Origin of the sequence: Shinella sedimenti (assembly GCF_022601905.1) — a bacterium.
GTDB lineage: Bacteria > Pseudomonadota > Alphaproteobacteria > Rhizobiales > Rhizobiaceae > Shinella > Shinella sedimenti.
Map to the genome: position 1 here is coordinate 31,462 of NZ_JAKVIN010000004.1, position 24,228 is coordinate 55,689.

The window sequence follows — 24,228 nt, forward strand, 5'->3', positions numbered from 1 at the left end:
ATGCGGCTCATCATTGCCATCCTCCTGCCCTTTCTCGCATTTTTCACCATCGGACGGCCGATTGCCGGCATCATCTGCCTCATCTTGCAAGTAACGCTGATCGGCTGGCTGCCGGCCGCGATCTGGGCCGTCTATGCACTTGGCCAATACAACACCGACAAGAAGATCAGCGAAGCGCTCGGCAACCGGCGCTAGTCTTTCGCGCTCCCGGGATGGATCAGCCGAAATCGACGGCGTGCAGCAGGCTTCCGTTGCGCTTCAGCCAGCGCTTTGCCTCCTCCGTTGCAGGGCATAGCCTTTCGCACAGTGCCCAGAAGGCAGCGCTGTGGTTCATCTCCTGGAGATGCGCCACCTCATGGGCGGCGAGATAATCGATGACATGGGGCGGCGCCATGGCGATGCGCCAGGAGAAGCTGAGTGCGCCGTCCGCCGAGCAGGAGCCCCAGCGGCTGCGGGTATCGCGCAACGTCATCGACTTGACCTTGCGCCCGATGCGGCCGGCGTGGACGGCAACAAGCCGGTCGAGATCCAGCCGTGCCTCCTTCTTCAGAAAATCGGAAATGCGGCGGGGAATGCTTTCCTCCATGCCGCCGACACGCAGCACCGCTTCGTCGTCCACCAGCACCGCTTCCGTGATCCCGCGCAGGCGGCCCGTCGCCTCGATGCGATGGGGCACGCCGCGGATCATGACATAGCCGCCATCGGCCAGTTCGTTGGTGGTGCGGAACTTCGCGAGCTTGGTCATCAGCCAGCCCTGATGACGATCGAGAAAATCCCTGATGTCGCGCTCGGCAATGCCCGACGGCACCGTCATGCGCAGCGCCCGTCCGCCGGGTTCGATGCGCAGCGTCAGGCGTGTCGCGCGCAGGTCCCGCCGTATGGTGAGCGGCAACTGGCGACCATTGACGTCGATCTCCCGCCGCTCCGGCGGAGGCGGTGACTTCAGGGCCTTTCTGGGCTTGCGGAACGAGGGAAACATGCTGCTCTTCTTAGCCGATTCGAGACCGTCTGAAACGGCCCAACAAAAAACCGGCGCTCGCGGCGCCGGTTGATTTCAGTGCTTGTCTAGTCTCCGCCGGCATGGCCGGGATCAGCCCGACCACGACCATAGAGCCAAGGCGACTTACGTTGCCGGAAAACCGGGCACGTCGCCTTTGCCTTCGCTGCGGCGTTCGCGCATGAAGCGGTCGAACTCTTCCTGGTCCTTGGCGCGGCGAAGCTCGCGGACATAGGAATCGAACTCTTCACGCATCTCGTCGAGCTTGCGGCGTTCCTCATCGAGGCGCGACAGTTCGGCGTCGCGCCAGTCGTCGAAGGCGACATTGCCGGTGGCGCGGCGGAAGGCAGGGCCCTTGCCGCGGCCGAAGGCGCTGCGGCAGGAGGCGAACATGCCATCGACGGTATCATTGGCGTCCTTCCTGAAGGACTTCAGGCGGTCGCCGAAGATGATGTAGGCCAGCATGGCAAGGCCGAGCGGCCAGAACACCACGAAGCCGAGCACCATCAGGGCGATGGTCGCGGGGGTCCAGTCGGGACGGATCAGGGCTGACTGATTCATGTGCAATCTTCCTCACGATCGCCGGAAACCACCTCGGTTTCCGGTGAATCCGATGTGGTTAGACCGCCGGTCGCGTTCAAGACGGCACAAGGTTAATTCGGGCAAGTGCCTGTAAACGGCCCGAAAAATCAGGCCGCGCCCTCGGATTTTCCGCCCTTGATGACCCGAGTTACAGGTTTGGACGGCTTGGCCCTGGACGCCTTGCCGTGTGCCTGCACGAAGGACACGATGCGCGGCGCGATCTCCTTGCGGAAGCGCGAGCCGTTGAAGACGCCGTAATGGCCGACATCGGGCTGCATGTAGTGCATGCGCATGTCGTCGGGGATGTTGGTGCAGATCGTCTGCGCCGCCTTCGTCTGACCGACGCCCGAGATGTCGTCGTTCTCCCCCTCGACCGTCAGCAGCGCCACGTTGCGGATGGCCGTCGTATCGACTGGACGCGCGCGGTGCATCATCTCACCCTTCGGCAGGGCGTGCTTCATGAACACGGTTTCCACGGTCTGGAGATAGAACTCGGCCGTGAGGTCCATGACCGCGAGATATTCGTCGTAGAAGTCACGGTGCTTTTCGGCCGCGTCGCCGTCGTTCTTCACCAGATGGGCGAAGAACTCCTTGTGCGCGACGACATGGCGGTCGAGGTTCATCGACATGAAGCCCGACAGTTGCAGGAAACCGGGATAGACCATGCGCATGAAGCCCGGCTGCGGCCACGGCACGGGCATGATGACATTGTCGCGGAACCACTCGATGGGCTTTTCCTCGGCGAGCTTGTTGACCGCCGTGGGATTGATACGCGTATCGATCGGCCCGCCCATCAGCGTCATGGTGGAGGGCGAGAGCGGATCGTTGTCAGCCTCCATCACCGCGACCGCGGCCAGCACCGGCACCGCCGGCTGGCAGACCGCCACGACATGGGTATCCGGTCCCAGCGCATGCAGCATCTGGATGACGTAATCGATGTAATCGTCAAGGTCGAAGCCGCCGTCGGACAGCGGCACCATGCGCGCATCCACCCAATCGGTGATGTGCACTTCGGCATGCGGCAGCAGCGCTTCCACGGTACCGCGGAGCAGGGTCGCATAGTGGCCGGACATCGGCGCGACGATCAGGATCTTCGGGTCCTTTGGATGGCCGGCCGGCAGACAGCGCTCGAAATGGATGAGATTGCAGAAGGGCCGCTTCCACACGATCTTCTCGTGGACGGACACGCTCTTGCCGTCGATGGTGGTCTGCGGCAGGTCGAAATCGGGTTTGCCGTAGCGGCGGGTGCTGCGCTCGAGAACCTCGAAGCCCGCCGCCATCGTGCGGCCGAAATAGGTGTGCGCGAGCGGATTGAGCGGATTGCGGAAGGCGATCCGCATCTGGTCCGCCGCAGCGCGCCAGGGCGCCATCATCGCATGGTTGAGTTCGTAGAGCTGATAATACATCGGACGCGTTATCCCATTTCCCGATGCGGGGCCGTGGCCCGCCGCATCGTCTCACCCGGTTTCCGCAGTTGCGAAAACACTAACAGGTTTTCGCTGCGTGGCAACACGCCACACCGGCATCCTAGACGCGCGATCCTTTCGGGGAAATGAACGGTTGCGGCGTGGCTCCGCGCCGCGCTGGCTCAGGCCGCAACGTGCACGATGGCTTTTATGAGCCCGGACTTCTGCGTTGCCCATCGGGCAAGATCCTCCGGCGCGCGCTCCAGCGTGGTGCGGTGGGTGACGAGTGCCTCGACGGGCACCCGGCCCGCCCGCATGCTGGCCATGACATGATCGAAATCGACACGCAGCGCATTGCGGCTGCCGACCAGCATCATCTCGCGCTTGTGGAATTCCGGGTCGGAAAACCGGATGTCGTCCTTCACCACGCTCACCAGCACCAGCGTGCCGCCGTGGGCGACATGGGCGAAGGCGCCCTCCATCGAGCCGGCGTGGCCGGTGGCGTCGAACACCACGTCGAAGCCCTCGCCACCCGTCATTCGCGCGACATCCGTCGCCGCCGACGCGCTGGCAAGCAGGCCGTCGCCAAAGCCGAAATGCGTATCGGCCATGGCCAGCCGTTCGGCGGAGGTATCCATCATCGTGACCGTATGGCCGGCGATGCGCGAAAAGATCGCGGTGCCGAGACCGATCGGCCCGGCACCGATGACAAGCGCCCGCGATCCTTCCGGCGCCAGCGAGCGGCGCACAGCATGGGCGCCGATGGCGAGGAACTCGACCATCGCCGCGGCCTCGGGAGACAGTCCTTCGGCCGGATAAAGGTTGTCACCGGGCACGACGATTTCCTCGCAGAACGCCCCGTCCGTGTGCACGCCGAGCACGCGGATAGCCGTGCAGCAATTGGGCTTGTCCTTGCGGCAGGCGATGCAGGTACCGCAGGAAATGTAGGGGTTAACCACCACCGTCATGCCGGTGGCAAGCCCGCTTTCGCCTGGTTCGACCACGGTGCCGGAGATTTCGTGGCCCATGATGCGGGGATATTCGAGGAATGGGTGCTTGCCCTGGAAGATATGATAGTCGGTGCCGCAGATGCCGACATGGCTGACGGCGACGCGCGCCCAGCCCGGCGGCACGCTGGCCGGCGGCTCCCGTTCGACCAGCGCAAGGCGGCCGGGTTCTAGGCAGATGACAGCTCTCATCTCAGCGGCTTCCGCGGCGACGCAACTGGTCGAAATAGACGATGATGATGATCAGCAGGCCGGTGATGATGCGCTGCCAGAACGAGTTGACGTTGAGCAGGTTGGCGCCGTTGTTGATCGTCGCGAGGATAAAGGCGCCGAGCAGCGGACCATGCACGGAACCGACCGCACCGAACAGGCTGGTGCCGCCGATAACCGACGAGGCGATCGCCTGGAGTTCCCAGCCTTCCGCCTGCGTGGCGTTGCCGATGCCGATGCGCGAGGCGAGCAAAAGGCCGACGAAGGCCGCGCAGGTGGCCGACAGGATATAGGCGAGATAGATCGTCCGATCGACATTCACGCCGGAAAGCCGCGCTGCCTCCTTGTTGGAGCCGACGGCGAAGAGATAGCGGCCGAAGCGCGAGAGATGGAGAAATATGAAGGCCGGGATGCCGACCAGGATGACCATCCAGAACAGGCTGGGGATGCCCAGGAAATCCGCGCGCGAGAAATTGGTGAAACCCTCGTGCGAAATCGAGATGGTCGAGCCGTTGGTGATCAGGAGGCCGATGCCGCGCAGAGAGGTGAGCGTCGCCAGCGTGATGATGAAGGGCGGCAGGCCCATGCGCACGATGCCGAAGCCGTGGAACGCGCCGATCGCCACGCCGATGAGCAATGTCAGGATGATCGAGGCCCAGAGCGGGACGCCGGCCTGAAGCAGCCAGGCAACGATGACGCTGGTGAAGCCGACAATGGCCCCCACTGACAGGTCGATGCCGGCGGTGATGATCACGAAGGTCTGGCCGACGGCAAGGATCGCCGTCATCGCGCCCTGACGCAAAAGGTTCGAGATGTTGTTGGGCGACCAGAAGGCATTCGTTGCGAATCCCAGCGCCACCCAGAGCGCCAGCAGGAGCCCGAGCAGCGTCAGGCCGAGCAGGATATTCGTGCCCTTCCGGGGTGCCGGTGCGCTTTCCGTCGTCGTCTCAACGCTCATGTTCTTCTCCCTTTCTGCGCGACGCTCAGCCAGCCTTGCGCGATTTCACACGCTGGACCGCTGCACATTCTTGCCGGCACCGCTCTAACTGCCGATGGCCTGGGTCAGGACGTCCTCATGCGAGGCCGTCCGGTGGTCGTGACTGGCGACAAGCCGGCCGCCGCGGAAGACGTGCAGCCGGTCGGCGAGCTCGTAAACTTCCGGCAGGTAGGACGAGATCAGGATGATGCCGGCCCCCTGCTTGAGCAGCTCGCCAAACAGCCGGTAGATTTCCGCCTTGGTGCCGACATCGACGCCGACGGTCGGTTCGTCGAAGATGAAGAGCCGCGCGCCGTGGCTCAGCCACTTGCCGATAACGATCTTCTGCTGGTTGCCGCCGGACATGGCCGAGGCGAGCACATGGCGCGACGGCGTCTTGATGCGCAGATCGGCGATCTGGCGCTCGGCATTGCGCGCGGCATCGCCCCGCCTAATCGTCAGGCCTGAACTCAGCCGCTTGAGGACCGGGAGGTTGATGTTGAGCCCGATGGGCAGGTTGAGGCAAAGGCCCTGGTCGCGCCGGCTTTCCGGCGCAAGCGCAATGCCGAGCGCCATGGCGACCCGCTCATTGGGGATCGATACCTTGCGGCCCTCCCAGAAAATCTCTCCGGCGGTCACGGGCTGACGGCCGTAGAGGCCGAGCGCAAACTCGCTGCGCCCTGCCCCGATGAGGCCGTAGAGACCGACGATCTCACCGGCGCGAACCGTCAGCGAGACATCCTCGAAACCCGGGCCTGACAGACCTTTCGTCTCGACGATGACATCGCCGGCCGGCACCTGTTCCTTGTGGTAGATCTGCTCGATCGAGCGGTTGATCATCAAGGCGATCAGCTCGTTCTCGTTGGTCTCGCCGATCAGGCGCGTGCCGACATGGGTGCCGTCACGCAGCACCGACACGCGGTCGGCCAGCTCGAAGACCTCCTCCATGCGGTGGCTGATATAGACGACCGTGACACCTTGATCGCGCAGGCGGCGGATGAGGCGGAAGAGCTGGGCGGATTCCTGACGCGTCAGATAGGCCGTCGGCTCGTCGAAGATGATGAAGCGGATGCCGCGCATGGCGGCCTTGGCGGTGGCGACCAGCTGCTGCTGGCCGATGGTGAGGCTCTCCAGCATTGCCCCGGCCGGCAGATGGAAGCCGAGATCGTCAAGCACCGCCTGCGCGGCCTTTTCCATGGCACCCTTGCGCATCAGGCCATTGCGGTTCATCTCGTCGCCGAGGAACATGTTGGCGGCCACCGACAGGTGCGGGCACAACACGACTTCCTGATGCACTGCATTGATGCCGCGGGATATGGCTTCGGTGGGGGTGGCGAGTTGCACGGGCTTGCCGCACCAGAAGACCTCGCCGGCGGTGCGCCGGATAACGCCGGTCAAAAGCTTGATCAGGGTGGACTTTCCGGCACCGTTCTCACCGACGATGGCGTGGATCTCGCCCGCCAGGAAGGTGAGCGACACCGGTTTCAGGGCCTCGACGAGACCGTATTTCTTCTGCAGGCCACGCAATTCGAGGATGGACTCGCCGCGCGGCACGGTATCGGATTCGGCAAGTTCAGCCTGGTCTTCATGCCGGCGGCTGAGTTCTTCGAGGCTGCTCATGGCGTTTCCTCCCTGATGGGGAAAGCATCCCGCCCGAAGCACGCGCCCGGGCGGGACGTGGCGGGGCCGTGAAGGCCCGGCCGATCAGTTGACCTTCGGGTTCAGGAGGGCATCGATCTTGGGATCGGCCATATTGTCCTTGGTCACGAGATTGGCGCCGGTATCGACGAAGGTTTCGACCTTCTCGCCCTTGGAGACGGCGAGCGCCGTCTTCACGCCATCATAGCCCATTCGGTATGGATCCTGCACGACGAGGCCGGCCAGCACGCCTTCCTTGAGGAAACCGACAGTCTTTTCGTCGCTGTCGAAGCCGATGACCTTGATCTTGTCGCCGAGCTTGTTTTCCGCGATCGCCTGACCAACGCCCTGCGCCATGATGAGGTTGGAGGCGAAGACGCCGACCAGGTCCGGGTTGGCAGTGATGAGGTCGGTCATGATGTTGAGGCCGGTCGTGGCCTGGCCGTCAGCATATTTGTCCGCGACGACCTTGAGGCCCGGATACTTGGTCTTCACCTCATCCAGGAAGCCTTCGCGGCGCTGGTCGAGCGAGCCGACACCCGGAAGGCTGGTGATGATGGCGATGTCGCCCTCGTCCTTGCCCGTCGCGGCCTTGATGGCGGCAGCGAGCCCTTCGGCGGCGATGCGGCCACCCTGGACGTTATCGGTCGTCAGGAACGAGGTGAAGGCCTTGGAATCCGCCGACGAGTCGATGCCGATGATCGGAACGGACTTCGCCGCCTCATCGATCGGCTTGCCGAGCGCCTTGAACTCCGTGGGTGAGATGACCACGGCGGCCGGGGCGCCGGCCACCGCGTTTTCGAGAATGGTGATCTGGCCGTTGATGTCGGCTTCCGACTGGGCGCCGAGTTCCGGCACCTTGACGCCGAGATCCTTGCCGGCCTGACGCGCGCCGGCCAGCACGATCTGCCAGTAGAAGGAGGTGGTGTCCTTCACGATGATGGGAATGGTGACTTCCTGCGCGAAAGACGGCGCAGGCGTCATGGTGGCGAGGACTGCGGCACCCGCAAGCGCGGTGAAGGCGCGGCGGGTCAGAAGCGATCTTACAATGCTCATCTGGGTTCTCCTCTCAGGTGCTTCCTGTCCTCCTTGCCGGATCGGGTTGCAGGAAGCGAACAACTCGATCTTTTATCGATAAAAAACAATTATCGTTGCAAGCTACACCCGCCTCTACGCCTTGGCAAGCGGGGTATTCCTCCCTCGGAAACCGTGTTTTTCAGCACTCCAGTCCATGCCCTCGTCCTCCCAAACGACGGCGTCGGATCCTAGATCCGGGCGGATTCATGCGGGTGCACGACACCCATCTTCAAGATCAGATTGCCATAAAGACGCGCTTCCGTCGTGGCCACAATGCAGGCCGCCTTGCGGGCCATCTCATAGAAGGCAAAACGCTCGACCGAATGGATCGTGAAATCGCCTGCGTGCCGGTGCACGATCTCCTGGAAGGTCGCGCAGACCTCCGGCACCGCACCGGGATCGCCCACGACCTCCATGCGCCACGCCGCTTCCGGCACGAAGGTGTCGAGCGGCATATGGGTCAGGATCGCCTCGGCCATCGCAACGGCGTCCACGCCATCCGCGCGCACGACCCGTGGACCGAGGAACGTCACCGGGAAATTCGCGTCGGCGATCACGATGTCATCGCCGTGGCCCATCGACCGCAGGACGTGCAGCAGGTCGGGACCAAGCAGGGGATGGATGCCTTTCAACATGGGTTTCGACCTTCCACGCTATTGTCGCACGGCCTCACGCCCGAGTTCGGGCGCGACCAGCGTATACGGCTCGAAAGCCGGGTAAATGGTATCGGGCAGCGGCGCGCGCGCAAGCTGCATGTTTCGGCGCAGGCTCTCGGGCCGCGCGGTGCCGATGAGGATGGAGGCGACGGAAGGGTTTTCCAGCGGGAACCTCAGCGCCGGCGCGGCAAGCGGCACGCCGTTCTTCTCCGCGATCTCCATCATCGCGCCCACCTTGGCGGCGACGTCTGATGTTGCCGGCATGTAATCAAAATGCGCGCCCTCGACCGGGCCGGTTGCAAGAATGCCGGAATTGAAAACACCGCCCACCACCAGCGACGTTCCCCGCGCCGCGCAAAGCGGCAGAAGCTTGCTCTCTGCCGTGCGGTCCAGCAATGTGTAGCGTCCGGCGAGCAGGATGCAGTCGAGATCGGCATGGGGCATGACATCGAGGCAGACCGGCACCTCGTTGACGCCGAGCCCGTAGGCCTTGATCGCTCCCGACGATTTCAGTTCCGACAGGGCCTTCAGGCCGGAATCGAGCAGCTGGCGTAGATGGAAGGCATTGCGTTCGGCACCGTGCGTATAGACGCCGATATCGTGTACATAGAGCATATCGATACGGTTCAGGCCAAGGCGGGCATGGCTGAGTTCCACCGAGCGCATGATGCCGTCATAGCTGTAATCGTAGCGCACATCGAAGGGCAGCGGATCGACATAGCCGTAGTTGGGCACCTTGTCGTCGGTGACGGGAACCATGATGCGCCCGACCTTGCTGGATAGCACATAGCTTGCCGACGGCTTGTCACGCAGGAAATCGCCGGTGCGGCGCTCCGCCAGGCCAAAACCGTACCAGGGGGCGGTATCGAAATAGCGGATCCCCTCGTCCCAGGCCGCGTCCAGCGTTTCCATCGCCGCATCGCGCGGGCAGGCCCGGTACAGGCCGCCAAGCGCTGCCGTGCCGAAACTGAATTCGGTCACGGCAAGGTCGGTCCCCGCGATGGTGCGTGTCTTCATGGATCCTCCCGGCCGGCGTCCTCCCGCCGGCTACCTGTCTTTTATCGACAATAGACAGATTATCGTCAATGGGTAATATGACGTCCCGAACGCAACAGGACGGCGCGCACTTCCGCCAGGGCATCTGGCCATTCGCCCGTTCAGCCGTTAAGGGGCGCAGGACACAACGAACGGCAGCACCATGGCCAAGCAGAACACAGTCTTCAAGGACGCCTTCAATCGCTGCCTCAAGCTTCTGGAACAGACGGCAAGCCTGCCCTCGGAACCGGAACTGGGCGCTACGCTCGGCGTGAGCCGAACCACCGTCCGCGCAATCCTCGGGCGGCTGGAGGAAGTCGGCCTGCTGACCTGGGACAAGCGGCGCAAGATCGTGCTCAGAAAGCCCGTGGCAGCCGACTATTTTCCGACGGAAGAGACGGATTCGCTGTCCGAAATCATCGAGCGCAGCTTCATGCGCCGGATTCTCGACGGCGGCGCGCAGCCCGGCATGCAGATCAACGAACTGGAACTGGCACGAGAGATCGGCATCGGCACGACGGGCGTGCGCGAATTCCTGATCCGTTTCAGCCGCTTCGGTCTGATCGAGAAGCGGCCGAACAGCCATTGGGTGTTGAAAGGCTTTACGCGTGAATTCGCGCTTGAACTGACGGAAGTGCGTGAAATCTTCGAGCTGCGCTCGGCGGCCGCCTTCGCCCATCTGCCGAAGGATCACGCGGCCTGGCAGGAGCTGGACGCCATCGAGGCCGTGCATCGCGAAATCCTCGCCGATATCGACAATCGTTACCTGGATTTCTCCGAGCTCGACGAGCGCTTCCATCTTCTGGTGCACCGCGCCTCGCGCAACCGCTTTATCGTGGATTTCTACGACGTGATCGCCATCGTCTTCCACTATCACTACCAGTGGAACAAGACGAACGCCCGCCAGCGCAACGCCCGCGCGCTGGAGGAACACCTCGCCTATATCGCGGCATTGCGTTCGCGCGATCCCATCGAGATCGAGCTGGCCTGCCGTCAACACCTGAAATCCGCCCGCGAAACCCTGCTTCAGTCCATCAACTGACGGAGCCGCCGGCCACGCCGATCCTGCAGTTCTGAACCAGCCGCTTCCTCCAGGCGCATACGAACCTTTTCAACGACGAGGCCCTGAGAAAGGGCGACGCGCTCGCAGCTCCCGGCAACGAACGCGGGCGGTCAGTAACCTCCGCCGCGTGTCTCCGGGGCGGCTTCGCCGAGAAACTGGCGGCGCAGATCGCCCACAGCCCCAACAAGGCAATTCACGTCGGTGCCGATCGCCATGAAATCCGCCCCGAGATTACGATAGACCTCAGCCTGCGGCAGCGAGACCGTCATGATGCCACGGCCCTTGCCATGGGCCTTGATCCGGCTAAAGGCATGGGTAATGGCGGCCAGCACCTCCGGCGCGCCGGGATTGCCGAGATGACCCATATCGGCGGCAAGGTCAGACGGGCCGATGAAAATGCCGTCGACACCCTCAACCGCCGCGATCTCGTCTATGGCGGCAAGGCCTGCGCGGTTTTCCACCTGCACGATGAGGCAGATCTCGTCATTGGCGGTCGTCACGTAATCCGGCACGCGGTTGAAATCGCTCGCGCGGCCGAGGCCCGCGCCAACTCCGCGGATGCCATGGGGCGGATAGCGCAGGGCGCGCACCAGCGCCTGTGCCTGTTCGGCGGATTCGACCATGGGAATGAGGAAGGTCTGGGCGCCCTGATCGAGCAGTTGCTTGAGGATCCAGGCTTCACCCATCGGCGGGCGAACCATGGCATGCGTGGGCGTGTGACGCAGCGCACCAAGCTGCGCGCCCATCAGCGGAACGTCATTCGGACCATGCTCGCCGTCGATCAGCAGCCAGTCATAACCACTGGTCGCGAGGATTTCGGCCGCATAGGCGCTGCCGAGTGCTACCCAGAGCCCCAGCTGGAACCGGCCCTCGCCAAGCGCGGCCTTGAAGGTGTTTTTCGGAGCAGCCACGGTATACCCTTTCTTCAAACGCAAACCGGCCGGCAAAGGCCGGCCGGACACACGAAACCCTGCCTTGTTCTCAGCCGATGCCGCCGAGGCAGACATATTTGATTTCGGTGAACTCCTCGATGCCGTAGCGCGAGCCCTCGCGACCGAGGCCGGAGAGTTTCACGCCACCGAATGGCGCTTCGGCCGTCGAGATAAGGCCAGTATTGACGCCCACCATGCCGTATTCCAGCGCTTCGGCCACACGGAACACCCGCGAAAGCTCTTTGGCGTAGAAATAGGAGGCAAGGCCGAACTCCGTGTCGTTCGCCTGCGCGATGACATCGTCCTCGTCCTTGAAGCGGAAGAGCGGCGCGACCGGGCCGAAGGTCTCCTCGCGCGCCACCGCCATGTCAGGCGTCACGCCGGCAATGACCGTCGCTTGGTAAAAGGTGCCGCCCAATTCATGGCGCTTGCCGCCCTGGATGACCTTGCCGCCCTTCCTCACGGCATCGGCCACATGTTCCTCGACCTTCTCGAGGGCAGCCTCGTCGATCAGCGGCCCGAGGATCACGCCCTCGTCGAAGCCGTTGCCGGTCTTGAGCTTGCCGACGGCGGCCGCAAGCTTTTCCGAGAAGGCGTCATAGACGCCATCCTGCACATAGAGCCGGTTGGCGCACACGCAGGTCTGGCCGTTGTTGCGGAACTTGGCGATCATCGCGCCCTCGACCGCCGCATCCAGATCGGCATCGTCGAAAACGATGAAGGGCGCATTGCCGCCGAGCTCCAGGCCGAGCTTCTTGATGGTCGGCGCGCACTGCTTGTAGAGCTCGGCACCGATTTCCGTCGAACCGGTGAAGGTGAGCTTGCGCACAACGGGATTGGCGGTCAGTTCCGCGCCGATCTCGCGGGCAGAGCCCGTGACGACCGAGAACAGGCCTGCGGGCAGGCCGGCGCGCTCGGCCAGCACGGCAATGGCAATCGCCGAGAACGGCGTCTGTGAGGCCGGCTTCAGCACCATGGCGCACCCGGCGGCGAAGGCCGGACCGGCCTTGCGTGTGATCATGGCGTTGGGGAAGTTCCACGGCGTGATGGCCGCGACCACACCGATCGGCTGCTTCATCACGAGGATGCGCTTGTCCTTCTGGTGACCGGGCACGATATCGCCGTAGAGACGGCGGGCTTCCTCGGCAAACCACTCGATGAAGCTTGCGCCATAGACGATCTCGCCGGTCGCCTCGGCAAGCGGCTTGCCCTGTTCCATGGTGAGGATGCGGCCGAGATCGTCCTTGTTCTCGATCATCAGGTCGAACCACTTGCGCAGCACCGCCGAGCGTTCCTTCGCGGTACGTGCGGCCCAGCCCTTCTGCGCCGCCGCCGCGGCGTCGATGGCTTCCTTCGTCTCCTTGGCACCAAGCTTGGGAACATAGCCGACAAGCTCGCCCGTCGCCGGGTTCTTCACCGCAATGCCGCTACCATCCGCTTCGATCCAGCGCGTGCCGACAAGGGCTGCCTGGCGAAGCAGGCTCGGATCTTTCAGGCTCATCGGTATTCTCCCATTTCACGATGCCATCCGGTCTTCGACCAGTGTTATAGGGCGTCAGCCACCCCTTCGACAATGCGACAGACATGCAATTTTGGCGCTTCGCAGCGGCCGGGCGCAGGTCTAATGTTGCGGCGCACATTCTGACATTCGAGGCTCGCAATGACCCATCCGACCGGCCGCAAGGCCGACCACACCATCGATCCGATCTTTCTCGACCGCTGGTCGCCCCGCGCCTTTACCGGCGAGGCCATGCCACAGGAAACGCTACTCTCGCTGTTCGAAGCCGCGCGCTGGGCGCCGTCGGCCGCCAACAGCCAGCCCTGGCGTTTCGTCTACGGACACCGCGGTACGGAGGCTTTCGACACGATCTTTAACACGCTTTTCGAGGGCAACCGCCGCTGGGCTGACAAGGCTTCGGCGCTCGTTGCCATTGTCTCACAGACCCACATTCCCAATGCCGAGGGCGAATTGCGCCCGGCCTTTACCCATGCGTTCGATACCGGCGCGGCCTGGGCCTACCTTGCGCTGGAAGCAACGCGCGCGGGCTATCACGCCCATGCCATGGGCGGTGTCGACCGCGAGGCACTGAAAGAGATTCTGGGTATCCCCGACAATTTCCGGGTGGAAGCGGCACTTGCCATCGGCAGGATCGCGCCGAAGGAAACGCTGCCGGAAGACCTGATGCAGCGCGAGGTGCCGAGCACGCGCAAACCCGTTACCGCCTTCATTTCCGAAGGCAAGTTCTCCGCCTGAGCGCAATAGAAAAGAGCCGCCCCAGGGGCGGCTCCTTGCAATTCAGATATCGGGACGATCAGATATCGAGGTTGGCGACGCTCAGGGCGTTTTCCTGGATGAAGTCGCGCCGCGGCTCCACCTCGTCGCCCATCAGCCGGGCAAACAGGCCATCGGCGTCGGTGGCGTCATTCACCTTGACCTGCAGCAGCGAGCGGACGTTCGGATCGAGCGTCGTTTCCCACAGCTGTTCGGCGTTCATTTCACCAAGCCCCTTGTAGCGCTGCATGGACAAGCCCTTGCGGCCGGCGGCGAAGACGGCGTCCAGAAGGGCGCGGGGACCGGTGATCTCGGTCTGGCCATCCTTGCGGCGCAGCACCGGCGGCACCGAATAGGTTTCCTTCAGGCGCGCGGAGAGCTGATCGATATGGCGCGCATCGGCGGAGCCGATCAGGGCCATGTCGATATGGGCGAATTCCTTGACGCCGCGCACCATGCGCTCGAAACGCAGGCCGCCATCGGTTGCGACCGAACCCTCCCAGCCGCGCTCCGTCTCCTCGGCGATGAGGTCGAGGCGTCGGGCGACTTCCGTTGCCATGGCGGCGTAGGCGTCGCGGTCATGGCTGAGTTCGAGGTTCAGCCCGCCGGCAATGGCCGCCTGCTCGACGATGTCACGGCTGTAGCGCGAATGCAGGCCGTCGAGCAGCGTTCGCAGGCGCAAGGCATCCTGGATGAGCTCGAGGACGTCCTGCCCGACACGCACTTCGCCGGTCGAAAGCTCAAGCGCCGCATCATCGAGGCCGGTGCCGATCAGGTAGTCTTCCAGCGCCTTTTCGTTCTTCAGGTACTGGCTCGATTTACCGCGCGATACCTTATAGAGCGGCGGCTGGGCGATATAGAGATGGCCGCGCTCGATCAGCTCCGGCATCTGGCGGAAGAAGAAGGTGAGCAGCAGCGTGCGAATATGGGCGCCGTCGACGTCGGCGTCCGTCATGATGATGATCTTGTGGTAGCGCAGCTTGTCGGCGTTGAACTCGTCCTTGCCGATCGACGTGCCGAGCGCGGTGATCAGCGTGCCGATCTCCTGGCTGGACAGCATCTTGTCGAAGCGCGCGCGCTCCACATTGAGGATCTTGCCGCGCAGCGGCAGGATCGCCTGGTTCTCGCGCGAGCGGCCCTGCTTGGCCGAGCCACCGGCCGAATCGCCCTCGACGAGGAAGACTTCGGACTTTGCCGGATCGCGCTCCGAGCAGTCGGCGAGCTTGCCGGGCAATGATGAGATGTCGAGTGCGCCCTTGCGGCGCGTCAGTTCGCGCGCCTTGCGGGCGGCTTCGCGCGCAGCAGCGGCCTCGACGACCTTGCCAATGAGCGTCTTGGCATCGGTCGGATGCTCTTCCATCCAGATGCTGAGCGCCTCGTTGACAAGGCTTTCCACGACCGGACGAACCTCAGAAGACACCAGCTTGTCCTTGGTCTGCGAGGAGAATTTCGGGTCGGGCACCTTCACCGAAAGCACGGCGGTCAGGCCTTCGCGGCAGTCATCGCCGGTCAGCGTGACCTTTTCCTTCTTCATGATGCCGGAGCTTTCGGCATAGGAGACGACCTGGCGCGTCAGCGCGCCGCGGAAGCCCGCCATATGCGTGCCGCCATCGCGCTGGGGAATGTTGTTGGTGAAGCAGAGCACGTTCTCGTGGTAGCTGTCGTTCCACCACATGGCGACTTCGACGGTGATGCCGTCCTTCTCGCCGCGGATGGAGATAGGCTTGTCGACCAGCGGCTTCTTCGCACGGTCGAGGAAGGTCACGAAGGCTTCGAGGCCGCCTTCGTACATCAGTTCGTCCTGCTTGATATCCGAATGCCGGCGATCCGTCAGGAGAATGCGCACGCCGGAATTGAGGAAGGCGAGCTCGCGCAGGCGGTGTTCCAGCGTGGAATAGACGAATTCGATGTTCGAGAACGTCTCGGTCGAGGGCAGGAAGGTGACTTCCGTGCCGGTCTCGTTGCCGGCGTCACCCGTCACGGTCAGCGGTCCGTCCGCAACGCCGTGGGTGAAGGACATTTCATGGATCTTGCCGCTGCGGCGGATCTTGAGCTTGAGCTTGACGGACAGCGCGTTCACCACCGACACACCCACGCCGTGCAGGCCGCCGGAGACCTTGTAGGAGTTCTGGTCGAACTTACCGCCGGCATGGAGCTGGGTCATGATGACCTCGGCCGCCGACACGCCCTCTTCCTTGTGGATGTCGGTCGGAATGCCGCGGCCATTGTCCGTCACGGTGACGGAACCGTCCGCATTGAGGGTGACCGTCACGATATCCGCGTGTCCCGCCAGCGCCTCGTCGATCGCGTTGTCGACGACCTCGTAGACCATGTGGTGCAGCCCCGAGCCGTCATCGGTGTCACCGATATACATACCGGGGCGCTTGCGCACCGCATCGAGTCCCTTCAGAACCTTGATCGAATCTGCGCCATACTCGGCCGGGCCGTTTTCGGTCTCGGGTGTGTCAGTCATACAAACGTCTTTCCAGAGGTTTCGCGAAACGCGGGAGGCGCGGCGAATCACCGTTTTCCAAGTCCTGAATATAGGGATTTTGAATGCAAGTTCCAAATCTGAGAGCGCCGAAAACCGGCAGAATTCAGGGTATCTTCAGGGTTTTACCCGGGAATTGCACGCTTTTTCGAGAATACCCGCCAGACGGCGGACAGTCGCAGGCGGCAGATCGCGGATCTCGGCAGAAAGCCGGTTGGCAAGGGCGGTGTATTCGGGCGGAAGACCCGATGTATCCACCACTACACGGGGGTCGGAAATCTGCGCAATGCGGAACAGTTCTTCCGCCTCATCCCAGATGACGTTGAAGTAGCCGGCGACGCGCTGGAGGAAATCGAAGCTCGGCGTGCCGCGCTTGCCGTGTTCCAGCGCCGAAAGGTAGGCGGGGCTCACGCCGAGTGCTGCCGCCATTTCTTTCTGCGAGACGCCCTTGCGGTCACGCAGGTGGCGCACGGCCTTGCCGAACGGCGTGGTCATCGCTTCTCTCCCGGCTGGCGGGCGAGCCGGACATAGAGCGCGCCATCGCCGCCATGGTTGCGGGCGGCGGGCTCATAGGACGAGATGAGCGGCCGGAATTCCGGCAGGGAGAACCAGAGCGGCACCGCCCGCTTCAGCGCGCCGTCGCTGCCCAGCGACGTGCCCTTGCCGGTGATGACGAGCACATGGCGCATCCCGCGCTCATGCGCCCGGATGAGGAAGCCGAGCAGAAAGCCGTGCGCCTCGCTCTGGACCATGCCGTGCAGGTCGATGCGTGCCTCCAGCGCCAGGCGGCCCTTGGCGATCTTGCGCTTGACGGGAAGCTCCAGCGGATGGTGCCTCGTCTCCTTGCCGCGGCCGATGCTGAGCGTGATACCTTCGGCGGCAGGCTTCTCGGCTTTCGCCTTTTTCGGTTTGGAGACCGGATTCTCTTCGACCGTCTCGATGAAGGCGGCCTCGAATTCGCTCAACGCATCGAGCTTGCCAGGCATGGCGCGCGTGCTGCGCGCCACCTTGCCCCACAGGATGCGATCCTCGCTGGAAAGGTTCTTATCCTTCGGCATGCAGGTAGCGCTCCGCTGCCGCCTGGGGGAGGAGAATATGGAAGGTCGCCGCGTTGCGCACATGGCCCGCCAGCGCACCCGCCGCATCGCCCGATCCCGTAAAGATATCACCGCGCGCCGCCCCAACGATCGCCGTGCCGGTATCCAGCGCCAGCATCAGTCGCCGGAACGGCTTGCCGCCGTCCATATGGGTGAGGCTGTCGCTCGAGATGAAGAAGGGCAGGCCGAAGGTATGAATCATCCGGTCGACCGCAAGCGAGCGGCCAGCGACCAGCGGCACCTTGGCCGCGGCGATCGGCCCGAGTTCGACATCGTCGACTGCGGCCTCCTTGAAGAAGATGAAGGAGCGATTGTGCCATAAAACCGCATCGACCTGATCTTCGTTGCGGGCGAGCCAATTACGGATCGAAGCCATCGAGACAGTTGCCGCATCGATCTCGCCGCGATCGATCAGAAGCTTGCCGATCGGTGAAAAGGGATGGCCCGACTTGCCGGCGTAGGTGATGCGCTTGAGCGTCCCATCGGGATAGACGAGCCGTGCTGCGCCCTGCACATGCGCGAAGAACACATCGACCCTGGAGCGGGCATAGGCGATTTCCAGCCCGCGTCGCGAGAGAAAACCGCGCTCGATCTCGCCACGATCCGGATGCTCGACGATCCCGTCGTCGGTCCGAAGGCCGAAGGCGTAGCCGGCCGGAAATCCCGCGGGACGATTGTTGTCATCGATATCGACCAGATCGGACGGCCGGCGATAGAACGGATAGCGATACTCCGCGTCCGGCGCGGCGCGCACGGCCACTTCCGGCTCATAAAAGGCGGTGACAAAGCCGGGCGTGCCATCCACCTTCTCGATGAGGAAGGGAACGGTGTGTGCCTCGAAAAAGGCCCGCACGGCGTCGGCGCCCTGCGGGTCTTCAGCGACCGCCGCATCCAGCAAGGACAAAAGCTCGCCGGCGGTTATGCCGAGCGAGCCTGTCTTGTAGGGCTTGATGTCGCGGATATGGTCGCGACAGCGGCGCATGGCCGCCATCAGCGGTGTCGGATCGTCCTCGCCCCAGCCGGGAATCGCGGAAAACCGGGCCGGAACCAGACGGTAGTCCATGACGCGTGCTCAGCCTTCCGATTCGGTGGCAATCAGTTTCCAGTTCGGATCGCGCGAGCGGGTATCGCGGGCGAAGGTCCAGAGGTCGTTGACCTCGGCCACCGTGTCCGCATCGCCCTCGACCAGCTTGCCGTCCTTGTCATAGGTGGCGGAAATCAGCTGGCTGATGATGCGCAGCGTGATGTTGGCTTCGCTGTCCTTGACCTCGGCGCCGACGATATCGGCCTTCTCGATGCCGACAAACGAGGACCGAACGACCTCGCCCTTGCTCTCACGCTCGGAGATCGCAGCATCGAAGCCTTCATAGACCTCGCGGGAGAGAAGGTTCTTCAGCGTCTTGCGGTCGCCATCGGCGAAAGCGACGACAATCATCTCGTAGGCCATGCGCGCGCCATCGACGAATTTCTTCGGCTCGAAGGACGGGTCGGTCTTGGCGAGTGCCCGCAGCGGCTCGTTGAGCGGCGTGCCCGGTGCGGCATAGGCATCGATGGCGGCGTAGGGGTTTTCATCCTCGTCGAGATCCCGTCGCGGCAGGGTCACGACCTTGCCGCGATCGGCCGAATCTGCCGGCTCCACGCCTTCCCGCTTGCTATACGGATCGAACGGCGGGCGCTCGCTACCGGTGCGGCGGCCAAGCACACTGCGCAACTGGAGAAAGATCACCACCGCAGCCACGAGGAAGAAAATCGTTACAAAGTCGAATGAGCCCATTATCGATCCGCTGCCGGTTCCTGTTTTTAGTTATCTTCCCCATATAGTCCGCAACGGCGGATCATTCAAATGGCGATGACGTGAATGCGCGAGCCATTTGCGCGCGGTATCGGCTGGCGGAAATCTATGCGACACTGGAGACCATGTTGAGACTTCTCTTTGCATTCTTCTTTCTTCTCTTGCCGCTGGCGGAAATCGCCTGCTTCATTCTGGTCGGACGGCGCATCGGGCTGATGCCGACACTCGGGCTCGTCGTGCTCTCCGCAGTGGTCGGAATCCTGCTGATGCGTATCCAGGGGTTCGGCGTGCTGACCCGCATTCGCCAGTCCGGCCAGCAGGGCCGCGCGCCCGGCAAGGAACTGCTCGATGCCGCGATGATCCTGATTGCCGGCATCCTCTTCATCATTCCCGGCTTTCTCACCGATATCGTCGGGCTGGCGCTGTTTCTTCCGCCCGTGCGGACCTTTCTATGGAACAGACTGATGCGCAACATGGTTGTCGTGGATATCGGCAATATGCAGGGCGGCGCACGGCCGCAAACCGAGCCGGACCGCACCATCGACCTCGATCAGGGCGACTTCCATCGCGACGGCCGGCCCTGAGCCGAGGGTTGTAAGGCCATGGCCGAAATGCTAGATGGCCTGACTTTCCAGAGTCCCCGAGGATATTTCCATGACTGACGCAGCCACCCAGAACGACGCCGCGAACCCCTCGCTCAACATCCTTGCGCAGTATGTGAAGGACTTCTCCTTCGAAAATCCGGGTGCCCCGCGCTCGCTCCAGGCCCGTGACAAGGCCCCGGCGATCAACATCAGCGTCAATGTCAACGCCAACCCGCTGGCCGAATCCGATTTCGACGTCGTGCTTTCGCTGAATGCAGAAGCAAAGGAGGGCGACAAGGTGCTCTTCAACGCCGAACTCTCCTATGGCGGCGTGTTCCGCATCACGGGCTTCCCGCAGGAGCACATGCTGCCGGTTCTTTTCATCGAGTGCCCGCGCCTGCTGTTCCCGTTCGCCCGCCAGATCATCTCCGACGCCACCCGCAACGGCGGCTTCCCGCCCCTGATGATCGACCCGATCGATTTCGCGCAGATGTTCGCCCAGCGCATGGCCGAAGAACAGGTCAAGGCAAAAGTCCAGCCGAACTAATCCGGCCAGACCATACAGACACAAACGCCCGGTCACGATGTGGCCGGGCGTTTTCTTTTATCTGTCGTGAGCCGGATTCAATCGCCGTATTTCGCCCAGATGGCCTTGTCGCCCATCTTTTGCACCATGGCGGCATGGGCGGCGCGTTCTTCATCCGAAAGGCGGGGGGCAAGCGGGTTGGGCCGCACGCCGAGCGGCTGGATGATGTCATCGTCCGCTTCGACCAGGGTCTTTCGGCCGTTCTCTGCGCTACCGAGACCGAGTGCTGCCTGCCGGCCCCCGATCATCTCGATATAGACTTCGGCGAGAAGCTCGGAGTCTAGAAGCGCGCCGTGCTTCGTGCGGTGCGAATTGTCGATGCCGTAGCGTCGGCAAAGCGCATCCAGCGAGTTCGGGCCCATCGGATGCTTGCGGCGAGCGAGCGCCAGCGTATCCGTCACATATTCCATGGAGATGGGCGGCATGCCGAGCCGTTCGAACTCGGCGTTGACGAAGCCCATGTCGAAGTTGGCATTGTGCGCCACCCAGCGGGCGCCGGCGAAGAACGTGGTGATCTCCTCCGCAACCTCGGCGAACGGCTTCTTGTCTTTCAGAAACTCGTCGGTGATGCCGTGCACGGCAAGCGCATCGGGATGAACCTTGCGGTCGCCCGGATTGATGAAGATGTGAAGCGTGCGGCCGGTCGGGAAATGGTTCTCCAATTCCACGCCGCCGATTTCGATGATGCGGTCGAGCTTGTTGTCGAGGCCGGTGGTTTCCGTATCGAAGATGATCTCGCGCATCCGTCCCGTCGTCCTTTCAAAGTCTTGGCCGTGCCATCCGGCACGCAGGCGGTTTCACATCTAGGATGTGATTTCCGCAATCACCTCTTCCACCTGTTTGTGTGCCGCTTCAAGCCCCCGGCCCGTATCGATAATGAAATCGGCCCGCCGGCGCTTCTCTAAATCAGGCATCTGGCGCGACAGAATGAGCTGGAATTTTTCCTCGGTCATGCCCGGGCGGGCAAGGACACGTGCGCGCTGCGTCTGCGGATCGCAGGTTACGACGACAACCTTGTCCACCCGCGCTTCGCCACCGGTTTCATAAAGCAGCGGGATATCGAGTACCACCAGGGCTGATCCCTTCGCCCGCTCGGTGGCCAGAAATGCCGTCTCGCGTGCCCGCACAAGCGGATGAATGATCGCCTCCAGATCGCGAAACCCTTCCGGCGCCCCGGCAAGAATGGCCGACAGCGCCTTGCGGTCTATCACACCATCGTTCAGCGCACCGGGAAAACGCGCCGCCACCGGCTGCACGGCCTCCCCCATATAAAGGTCGTGCACGGTCGCGTCCGCGTCATGCACGGGAACGCCCAGTTCGCGGAACATCGCAGCCGTCGTCGACTTTCCCGTACCGATCGATCCGGTCAGCCCCAGAACGATCATCAATGCGCGTCCATATCGGCGAGCACGATATTGCGCAGCGTCTCGTCCACCTCAGGACGCACGCCGAACCACTTTTCGAAACCCGGGACTGCCTGATGCAACAGCATGCCGAGCCCGTCGACGGTCGCAAACCCCTGCTGCTGCGCCTGCCGCAGGATCGGCGTCACAAGCGGCACATAGACGATATCCGTCACCACCGCGCCGGCCGCCAGCGGCGAGAAATCGAAATCCGGCGCCGGCTCTCCTTCCATTCCAAGCGACGTGGTGTTGATGAAAAGCCCTGCCTCGCGCAAGGCCTCGGTCAGCGCTTCCATGGCATGGGCATGAACCCGCGGCCCGAACCGGTCGGCCAGTTCGCGGGCGCGGGGCACGGTGCGGTTCAGCACATGGATTTCCGCCACGCCGCGATCGCGCACCGCCTGGATGATCGCCCGGCTGGCACCGCCGGCACCCAGAACCACGGCGCGGTCCGTCCTGTCCCAACCCGGCGCCAGCGCATCAAGATTGGCGAGGAAACCGTAGCCATCCGTATTGGTGGCGTGCAGCTGGCCATCGTCGAGCCACAGCGTATTGGCCGCGCCGAGCTCCTCGCTCAGCGCATCCGGCCTGTCGGCCAGCTGGAAGGCCAGCTCCTTGTGCGGGATGGTGACATTCCCCCCTATGAAGCCGGATTCACCGCTCTTCAGCTTCGATATAAAGCCGGCGAACTCATTAGGCTCGACTTCCTGGCGCGTATAGTTTCCTGCAAGACCAAGCTTTTCCAGCCAGTGACGGTGGATCAGAGGCGATCGCGAGTGTTTGACCGGATAGCCCGTGACGAAGGCGCGGCGGGGAAATGTTTCACGTGAATCATGCATCGATGGCATCCAGATCGCGAAGTTTAGCCAGCAACGGAAGCAACGGCAGGCCGAGGATCGTAAAGTAATCGCCCTCTATGCGCTCGAAGAGCTGCACACCCTCGCCTTCCAGCTGATAAGCGCCGACACTGGCCAGAACACGGGTTCCGACGCGGGCGAGATGGCGGTCGATGAAATCGGACGACAGCGGCCGCATCGTCAGGTGCGCGACGGAAACATGGCGCCACAGCACTGTCCCATCCCGCACAAGGGCAATGCCGCAGTTGAGCGAATGGGTATGGCCGGACATGGCGGAAAGATGCGACTTTGCTTCCCCCATGTCGGCAGGCTTGTGAAACACGCGACCTTCCAGCGAAAGGGTCTGGTCCGAGCCGATGACCAGCGCACCGGGATTGCGGCCGGACACGTCGCACGCCTTTTCAATGGCAAGCGCCTCCGCGATCGCCTGCGGCGTCGGATTGCTTGCAGCAAGCGCTGCTTCTGCGGCGCGCTCATCGATGGTCGCAGCCTCGGCCGTGAAGGCAAGGCCGGCATTCTCCATCAGCATGCGGCGAAAGGGACTTTGCGAAGCAAGGATGAGGGGCGGCGTCATGACAATCTCCCGTTACTCTTCCGCGTTACCGAAGCTTGGGGCGAAGAGCAACGATGGCAGCGGCCGTTTCCTCGATCGAGCGGCGGGTGACGTCGATGATCGGCCAGTTATTTCGCGCGCAGATCGCGCGGGCATATTTCAGCTCCTCGGAAATCTGCGCGCGGTCGATATAGTCGTCGCCCCGAAAATCCTGGGTTTGGCCGAGAACCCGGTTCTGCCGCACCTGGGCGATCCGGTCGGTGGTGGCAATGAGACCGACGATCAGCGGGCGCTTCGCCTCCGACAGGCGTTCGGGCAGGGGCACGCCGAGCACGATCGGTACATTCGCCGTCTTGATGCCCCTGTTGGCCAGATAGATGCTGGTCGGCGTCTTCGACGTTCGGCTGATGCCTATGAGGATGACATCAGCCTCCTCCAGATCGAGCGGCAACTGTCCGTCGTCATGGTCCATCGTGAAGTTCAGCGCATCGATCCGTGCGAAATAATCCGCATTCATCACATGCTGCGCCCCGACACGACGGCGCGACGGCGCGCCGAGATAGGACTGAAAGAGATCGATCACCGGTTCCAGCACGGAAACGCACGGCACGCCCATCTCCCGGCAGCGTTGGTCGATAATCTCGGAAAGCTCGCGGTCGACGACGGTGTAGAGCACGATGCCGGGCGCGCCATCGATGGCCTCGAGCACCGGCATGAGCTGCTTGCGATTTCGAATCAGCGGATAGACATGCTCCAGCGCCTGGGACGACTGGAATTGCGCCGCCGCCGCCCGGCCGGCAGCAATCAGCGTTTCACCCGTCGAGTCCGAAATCAGGTGCAAATGAAAGTAGTTCTTGCTGCTGTCCACATTATCCTCCGCCCCCTGTTGATGACGCGGGACAAAACGGAGCTAAGAACGGCAGGCGGACGGAGGCAAGGGGATAAGTGCCGACTTTTCCACAATTGGCGGTCAGCGGGAGACAGATCGAGGCAGCATGTGGATAAGACTCATGG

At 63.1% G+C, this 24,228-nt stretch carries 25 protein-coding genes and 2 pseudogenes; 5 read left to right on the top strand and 22 right to left on the bottom strand.

All coding sequences use genetic code 11. The features are described 5' to 3' along the window. Window positions 1-195 (top strand): YqaE/Pmp3 family membrane protein, encoded by a 195-nt coding sequence (locus tag MKI86_RS10360; protein ID WP_241600828.1) that lies wholly within the window; start codon window positions 1-3, stop codon window positions 193-195. Window positions 196-217: 22 nt separating this feature from the next. Here MKI86_RS10360 and MKI86_RS10365 read toward each other — a convergent pair whose 3' ends face one another. From MKI86_RS10365 to MKI86_RS10405, 9 genes are all read right to left on the bottom strand, one after another. Continuing rightward, window positions 218-979 carry a M48 family metallopeptidase gene (locus MKI86_RS10365; RefSeq protein ID WP_241600829.1) on the bottom strand — a complete coding sequence of 254 codons (762 nt, stop codon included), beginning with the start codon at window positions 977-979 and terminating at the stop codon, window positions 218-220. Between the two features lie 144 nt (window positions 980-1,123). Beyond that, the gene (locus MKI86_RS10370; protein ID WP_241600830.1) at window positions 1,124-1,558 is read right to left on the bottom strand and encodes a DUF2852 domain-containing protein; all 435 of its coding nucleotides are present in this window, start codon (window positions 1,556-1,558) and stop codon (window positions 1,124-1,126) included. Window positions 1,559-1,686: 128 nt separating this feature from the next. Beyond that, window positions 1,687-2,985 (bottom strand): polyhydroxyalkanoate depolymerase, encoded by a 1,299-nt coding sequence (phaZ, locus tag MKI86_RS10375; protein ID WP_241600831.1) that lies wholly within the window; start codon window positions 2,983-2,985, stop codon window positions 1,687-1,689. A gap of 182 nt (window positions 2,986-3,167) precedes the next feature. Further along, window positions 3,168-4,184 (bottom strand): zinc-binding alcohol dehydrogenase family protein, encoded by a 1,017-nt coding sequence (locus tag MKI86_RS10380; RefSeq protein ID WP_241600832.1) that lies wholly within the window; start codon window positions 4,182-4,184, stop codon window positions 3,168-3,170. Window position 4,185: 1 nt separating this feature from the next. Next, window positions 4,186-5,160: an ABC transporter permease gene (locus MKI86_RS10385; protein WP_241600833.1), complete on the bottom strand. Its 975-nt coding sequence runs from the start codon at window positions 5,158-5,160 to the stop codon at window positions 4,186-4,188. A gap of 84 nt (window positions 5,161-5,244) precedes the next feature. Next, entirely contained in the window at window positions 5,245-6,798 is a 1,554-nt protein-coding gene (locus MKI86_RS10390; protein ID WP_241600834.1) for a sugar ABC transporter ATP-binding protein, read from the bottom strand. A gap of 84 nt (window positions 6,799-6,882) precedes the next feature. Next, complete coding sequence (locus tag MKI86_RS10395; protein WP_241600835.1) at window positions 6,883-7,872, bottom strand: ABC transporter substrate-binding protein; 990 nt, start codon at window positions 7,870-7,872, stop codon at window positions 6,883-6,885. A 209-nt stretch (window positions 7,873-8,081) separates the two neighbouring features. Next, window positions 8,082-8,528, bottom strand: a complete 447-nt coding sequence (locus tag MKI86_RS10400) for an RbsD/FucU family protein (RefSeq protein WP_241600836.1) — start codon at window positions 8,526-8,528, stop codon at window positions 8,082-8,084. 18 nt (window positions 8,529-8,546) lie between these two features. Next, complete coding sequence (locus MKI86_RS10405; RefSeq protein ID WP_241600837.1) at window positions 8,547-9,566, bottom strand: aldo/keto reductase; 1,020 nt, start codon at window positions 9,564-9,566, stop codon at window positions 8,547-8,549. A gap of 181 nt (window positions 9,567-9,747) precedes the next feature. Here MKI86_RS10405 and MKI86_RS10410 point away from each other — a divergent pair, with 181 nt between their 5' ends. Beyond that, window positions 9,748-10,626 (top strand): GntR family transcriptional regulator, encoded by an 879-nt coding sequence (locus MKI86_RS10410; RefSeq protein WP_241600838.1) that lies wholly within the window; start codon window positions 9,748-9,750, stop codon window positions 10,624-10,626. A gap of 131 nt (window positions 10,627-10,757) precedes the next feature. Here MKI86_RS10410 and MKI86_RS10415 read toward each other — a convergent pair whose 3' ends face one another. After that, window positions 10,758-11,558 carry an aldolase/citrate lyase family protein gene (locus tag MKI86_RS10415; RefSeq protein ID WP_241600839.1) on the bottom strand — a complete coding sequence of 267 codons (801 nt, stop codon included), beginning with the start codon at window positions 11,556-11,558 and terminating at the stop codon, window positions 10,758-10,760. A 70-nt stretch (window positions 11,559-11,628) separates the two neighbouring features. After that, a complete protein-coding gene (gabD, locus tag MKI86_RS10420; protein WP_241600840.1) occupies window positions 11,629-13,080 on the bottom strand; it encodes an NADP-dependent succinate-semialdehyde dehydrogenase in 1,452 nt (483 codons plus the stop codon). Between the two features lie 159 nt (window positions 13,081-13,239). Between gabD and MKI86_RS10425 the strand changes: the two genes are divergently transcribed. Continuing rightward, the gene (locus MKI86_RS10425; RefSeq protein ID WP_241600841.1) at window positions 13,240-13,833 is read left to right on the top strand and encodes a nitroreductase family protein; all 594 of its coding nucleotides are present in this window, start codon (window positions 13,240-13,242) and stop codon (window positions 13,831-13,833) included. A gap of 58 nt (window positions 13,834-13,891) precedes the next feature. Here MKI86_RS10425 and gyrB read toward each other — a convergent pair whose 3' ends face one another. The 6 genes and pseudogenes from gyrB to MKI86_RS10450 form a co-directional block, all read right to left on the bottom strand. After that, complete coding sequence (gene gyrB, locus MKI86_RS10430) at window positions 13,892-16,324, bottom strand: DNA topoisomerase (ATP-hydrolyzing) subunit B (protein WP_241600842.1); 2,433 nt, start codon at window positions 16,322-16,324, stop codon at window positions 13,892-13,894. A 135-nt stretch (window positions 16,325-16,459) separates the two neighbouring features. Continuing rightward, window positions 16,460-16,837 carry a helix-turn-helix domain-containing protein gene (locus tag MKI86_RS10435; RefSeq protein WP_241600843.1) on the bottom strand — a complete coding sequence of 126 codons (378 nt, stop codon included), beginning with the start codon at window positions 16,835-16,837 and terminating at the stop codon, window positions 16,460-16,462. Continuing rightward, window positions 16,834-17,178 (bottom strand): annotated as a pseudogene (locus MKI86_RS23870) (Smr/MutS family protein); the annotation flags it as partial. The gene MKI86_RS10435 and the pseudogene MKI86_RS23870, both read right to left, overlap by 4 nt. A 119-nt stretch (window positions 17,179-17,297) precedes the next feature. Further along, window positions 17,298-17,400 (bottom strand): annotated as a pseudogene (locus tag MKI86_RS23875) (Smr/MutS family protein); the annotation flags it as partial. Beyond that, window positions 17,387-18,502, bottom strand: coding sequence for a murein transglycosylase A (gene mltA / locus MKI86_RS10445; protein ID WP_241600845.1), 1,116 nt, complete (start codon window positions 18,500-18,502; stop codon window positions 17,387-17,389). The pseudogene MKI86_RS23875 and the gene mltA, both read right to left, overlap by 14 nt. A gap of 9 nt (window positions 18,503-18,511) precedes the next feature. Continuing rightward, a complete protein-coding gene (locus MKI86_RS10450; protein WP_241600846.1) occupies window positions 18,512-19,213 on the bottom strand; it encodes a Tim44/TimA family putative adaptor protein in 702 nt (233 codons plus the stop codon). 143 nt (window positions 19,214-19,356) lie between these two features. On the opposite strand from MKI86_RS10450, the gene MKI86_RS10455 reads away from it, so the two are divergent. Further along, a complete protein-coding gene (locus MKI86_RS10455) occupies window positions 19,357-19,815 on the top strand; it encodes an FxsA family protein (RefSeq protein ID WP_370879945.1) in 459 nt (152 codons plus the stop codon). A 70-nt stretch (window positions 19,816-19,885) separates the two neighbouring features. Next, window positions 19,886-20,362 (top strand): protein-export chaperone SecB, encoded by a 477-nt coding sequence (gene secB, locus MKI86_RS10460; protein WP_241600848.1) that lies wholly within the window; start codon window positions 19,886-19,888, stop codon window positions 20,360-20,362. A 77-nt stretch (window positions 20,363-20,439) separates the two neighbouring features. Here the strand turns inward: secB and dnaQ are convergent, their stop codons facing one another. From dnaQ to MKI86_RS10485, 5 genes are read right to left on the bottom strand one after another with little or no spacing between them, the layout of a single operon-like run. Beyond that, on the bottom strand, window positions 20,440-21,144 hold the full coding sequence (gene dnaQ / locus MKI86_RS10465) for a DNA polymerase III subunit epsilon (protein WP_241600849.1): 705 nt from the start codon (window positions 21,142-21,144) through the stop codon (window positions 20,440-20,442). A 60-nt stretch (window positions 21,145-21,204) separates the two neighbouring features. Continuing rightward, entirely contained in the window at window positions 21,205-21,786 is a 582-nt protein-coding gene (gene coaE, locus MKI86_RS10470) for a dephospho-CoA kinase (RefSeq protein ID WP_241600850.1), read from the bottom strand. Continuing rightward, window positions 21,786-22,643: a shikimate dehydrogenase gene (locus MKI86_RS10475; RefSeq protein ID WP_241600851.1), complete on the bottom strand. Its 858-nt coding sequence runs from the start codon at window positions 22,641-22,643 to the stop codon at window positions 21,786-21,788. Before MKI86_RS10475 ends, coaE begins: the two co-directional genes overlap by 1 nt. Further along, window positions 22,636-23,235 carry a Maf-like protein gene (locus MKI86_RS10480; protein WP_241600852.1) on the bottom strand — a complete coding sequence of 200 codons (600 nt, stop codon included), beginning with the start codon at window positions 23,233-23,235 and terminating at the stop codon, window positions 22,636-22,638. Before MKI86_RS10480 ends, MKI86_RS10475 begins: the two co-directional genes overlap by 8 nt. 25 nt (window positions 23,236-23,260) lie before the next feature. Next, window positions 23,261-24,082, bottom strand: coding sequence for a pyruvate, water dikinase regulatory protein (locus MKI86_RS10485; protein WP_241600853.1), 822 nt, complete (start codon window positions 24,080-24,082; stop codon window positions 23,261-23,263). Window positions 24,083-24,228 lie beyond the last annotated feature (146 nt).

What these genes read in the sequence shown, in the direction of transcription:
- secB (WP_241600848.1), top strand. Translation starts at nt 19,886, where the DNA reads ATGACTGACGCAGCCACCCAGAACGACGCCGCGAACCCCTCGCTCAAC.
- MKI86_RS10450 (WP_241600846.1), bottom strand. Translation starts at nt 19,213, where the DNA reads ATGGGCTCATTCGACTTTGTAACGATTTTCTTCCTCGTGGCTGCGGTG.
- MKI86_RS10405 (WP_241600837.1), bottom strand. Translation starts at nt 9,566, where the DNA reads ATGAAGACACGCACCATCGCGGGGACCGACCTTGCCGTGACCGAATTC.
- MKI86_RS10475 (WP_241600851.1), bottom strand. Translation starts at nt 22,643, where the DNA reads ATGCATGATTCACGTGAAACATTTCCCCGCCGCGCCTTCGTCACGGGC.
- coaE (WP_241600850.1), bottom strand. Translation starts at nt 21,786, where the DNA reads ATGATCGTTCTGGGGCTGACCGGATCGATCGGTACGGGAAAGTCGACG.
- gabD (WP_241600840.1), bottom strand. Translation starts at nt 13,080, where the DNA reads ATGAGCCTGAAAGATCCGAGCCTGCTTCGCCAGGCAGCCCTTGTCGGC.
- gyrB (WP_241600842.1), bottom strand. Translation starts at nt 16,324, where the DNA reads ATGACTGACACACCCGAGACCGAAAACGGCCCGGCCGAGTATGGCGCA.
- MKI86_RS10455 (WP_370879945.1), top strand. Translation starts at nt 19,357, where the DNA reads ATGTTGAGACTTCTCTTTGCATTCTTCTTTCTTCTCTTGCCGCTGGCG.
- MKI86_RS10425 (WP_241600841.1), top strand. Translation starts at nt 13,240, where the DNA reads ATGACCCATCCGACCGGCCGCAAGGCCGACCACACCATCGATCCGATC.
- mltA (WP_241600845.1), bottom strand. Translation starts at nt 18,502, where the DNA reads ATGGACTACCGTCTGGTTCCGGCCCGGTTTTCCGCGATTCCCGGCTGG.
- MKI86_RS10370 (WP_241600830.1), bottom strand. Translation starts at nt 1,558, where the DNA reads ATGAATCAGTCAGCCCTGATCCGTCCCGACTGGACCCCCGCGACCATC.
- MKI86_RS10400 (WP_241600836.1), bottom strand. Translation starts at nt 8,528, where the DNA reads ATGTTGAAAGGCATCCATCCCCTGCTTGGTCCCGACCTGCTGCACGTC.
- dnaQ (WP_241600849.1), bottom strand. Translation starts at nt 21,144, where the DNA reads ATGCGCGAGATCATCTTCGATACGGAAACCACCGGCCTCGACAACAAG.
- MKI86_RS10435 (WP_241600843.1), bottom strand. Translation starts at nt 16,837, where the DNA reads ATGACCACGCCGTTCGGCAAGGCCGTGCGCCACCTGCGTGACCGCAAG.
- MKI86_RS10390 (WP_241600834.1), bottom strand. Translation starts at nt 6,798, where the DNA reads ATGAGCAGCCTCGAAGAACTCAGCCGCCGGCATGAAGACCAGGCTGAA.
- MKI86_RS10380 (WP_241600832.1), bottom strand. Translation starts at nt 4,184, where the DNA reads ATGAGAGCTGTCATCTGCCTAGAACCCGGCCGCCTTGCGCTGGTCGAA.
- phaZ (WP_241600831.1), bottom strand. Translation starts at nt 2,985, where the DNA reads ATGTATTATCAGCTCTACGAACTCAACCATGCGATGATGGCGCCCTGG.
- MKI86_RS10395 (WP_241600835.1), bottom strand. Translation starts at nt 7,872, where the DNA reads ATGAGCATTGTAAGATCGCTTCTGACCCGCCGCGCCTTCACCGCGCTT.
- MKI86_RS10360 (WP_241600828.1), top strand. Translation starts at nt 1, where the DNA reads ATGCGGCTCATCATTGCCATCCTCCTGCCCTTTCTCGCATTTTTCACC.
- MKI86_RS10410 (WP_241600838.1), top strand. Translation starts at nt 9,748, where the DNA reads ATGGCCAAGCAGAACACAGTCTTCAAGGACGCCTTCAATCGCTGCCTC.
- MKI86_RS10385 (WP_241600833.1), bottom strand. Translation starts at nt 5,160, where the DNA reads ATGAGCGTTGAGACGACGACGGAAAGCGCACCGGCACCCCGGAAGGGC.
- MKI86_RS10480 (WP_241600852.1), bottom strand. Translation starts at nt 23,235, where the DNA reads ATGACGCCGCCCCTCATCCTTGCTTCGCAAAGTCCCTTTCGCCGCATG.
- MKI86_RS10365 (WP_241600829.1), bottom strand. Translation starts at nt 979, where the DNA reads ATGTTTCCCTCGTTCCGCAAGCCCAGAAAGGCCCTGAAGTCACCGCCT.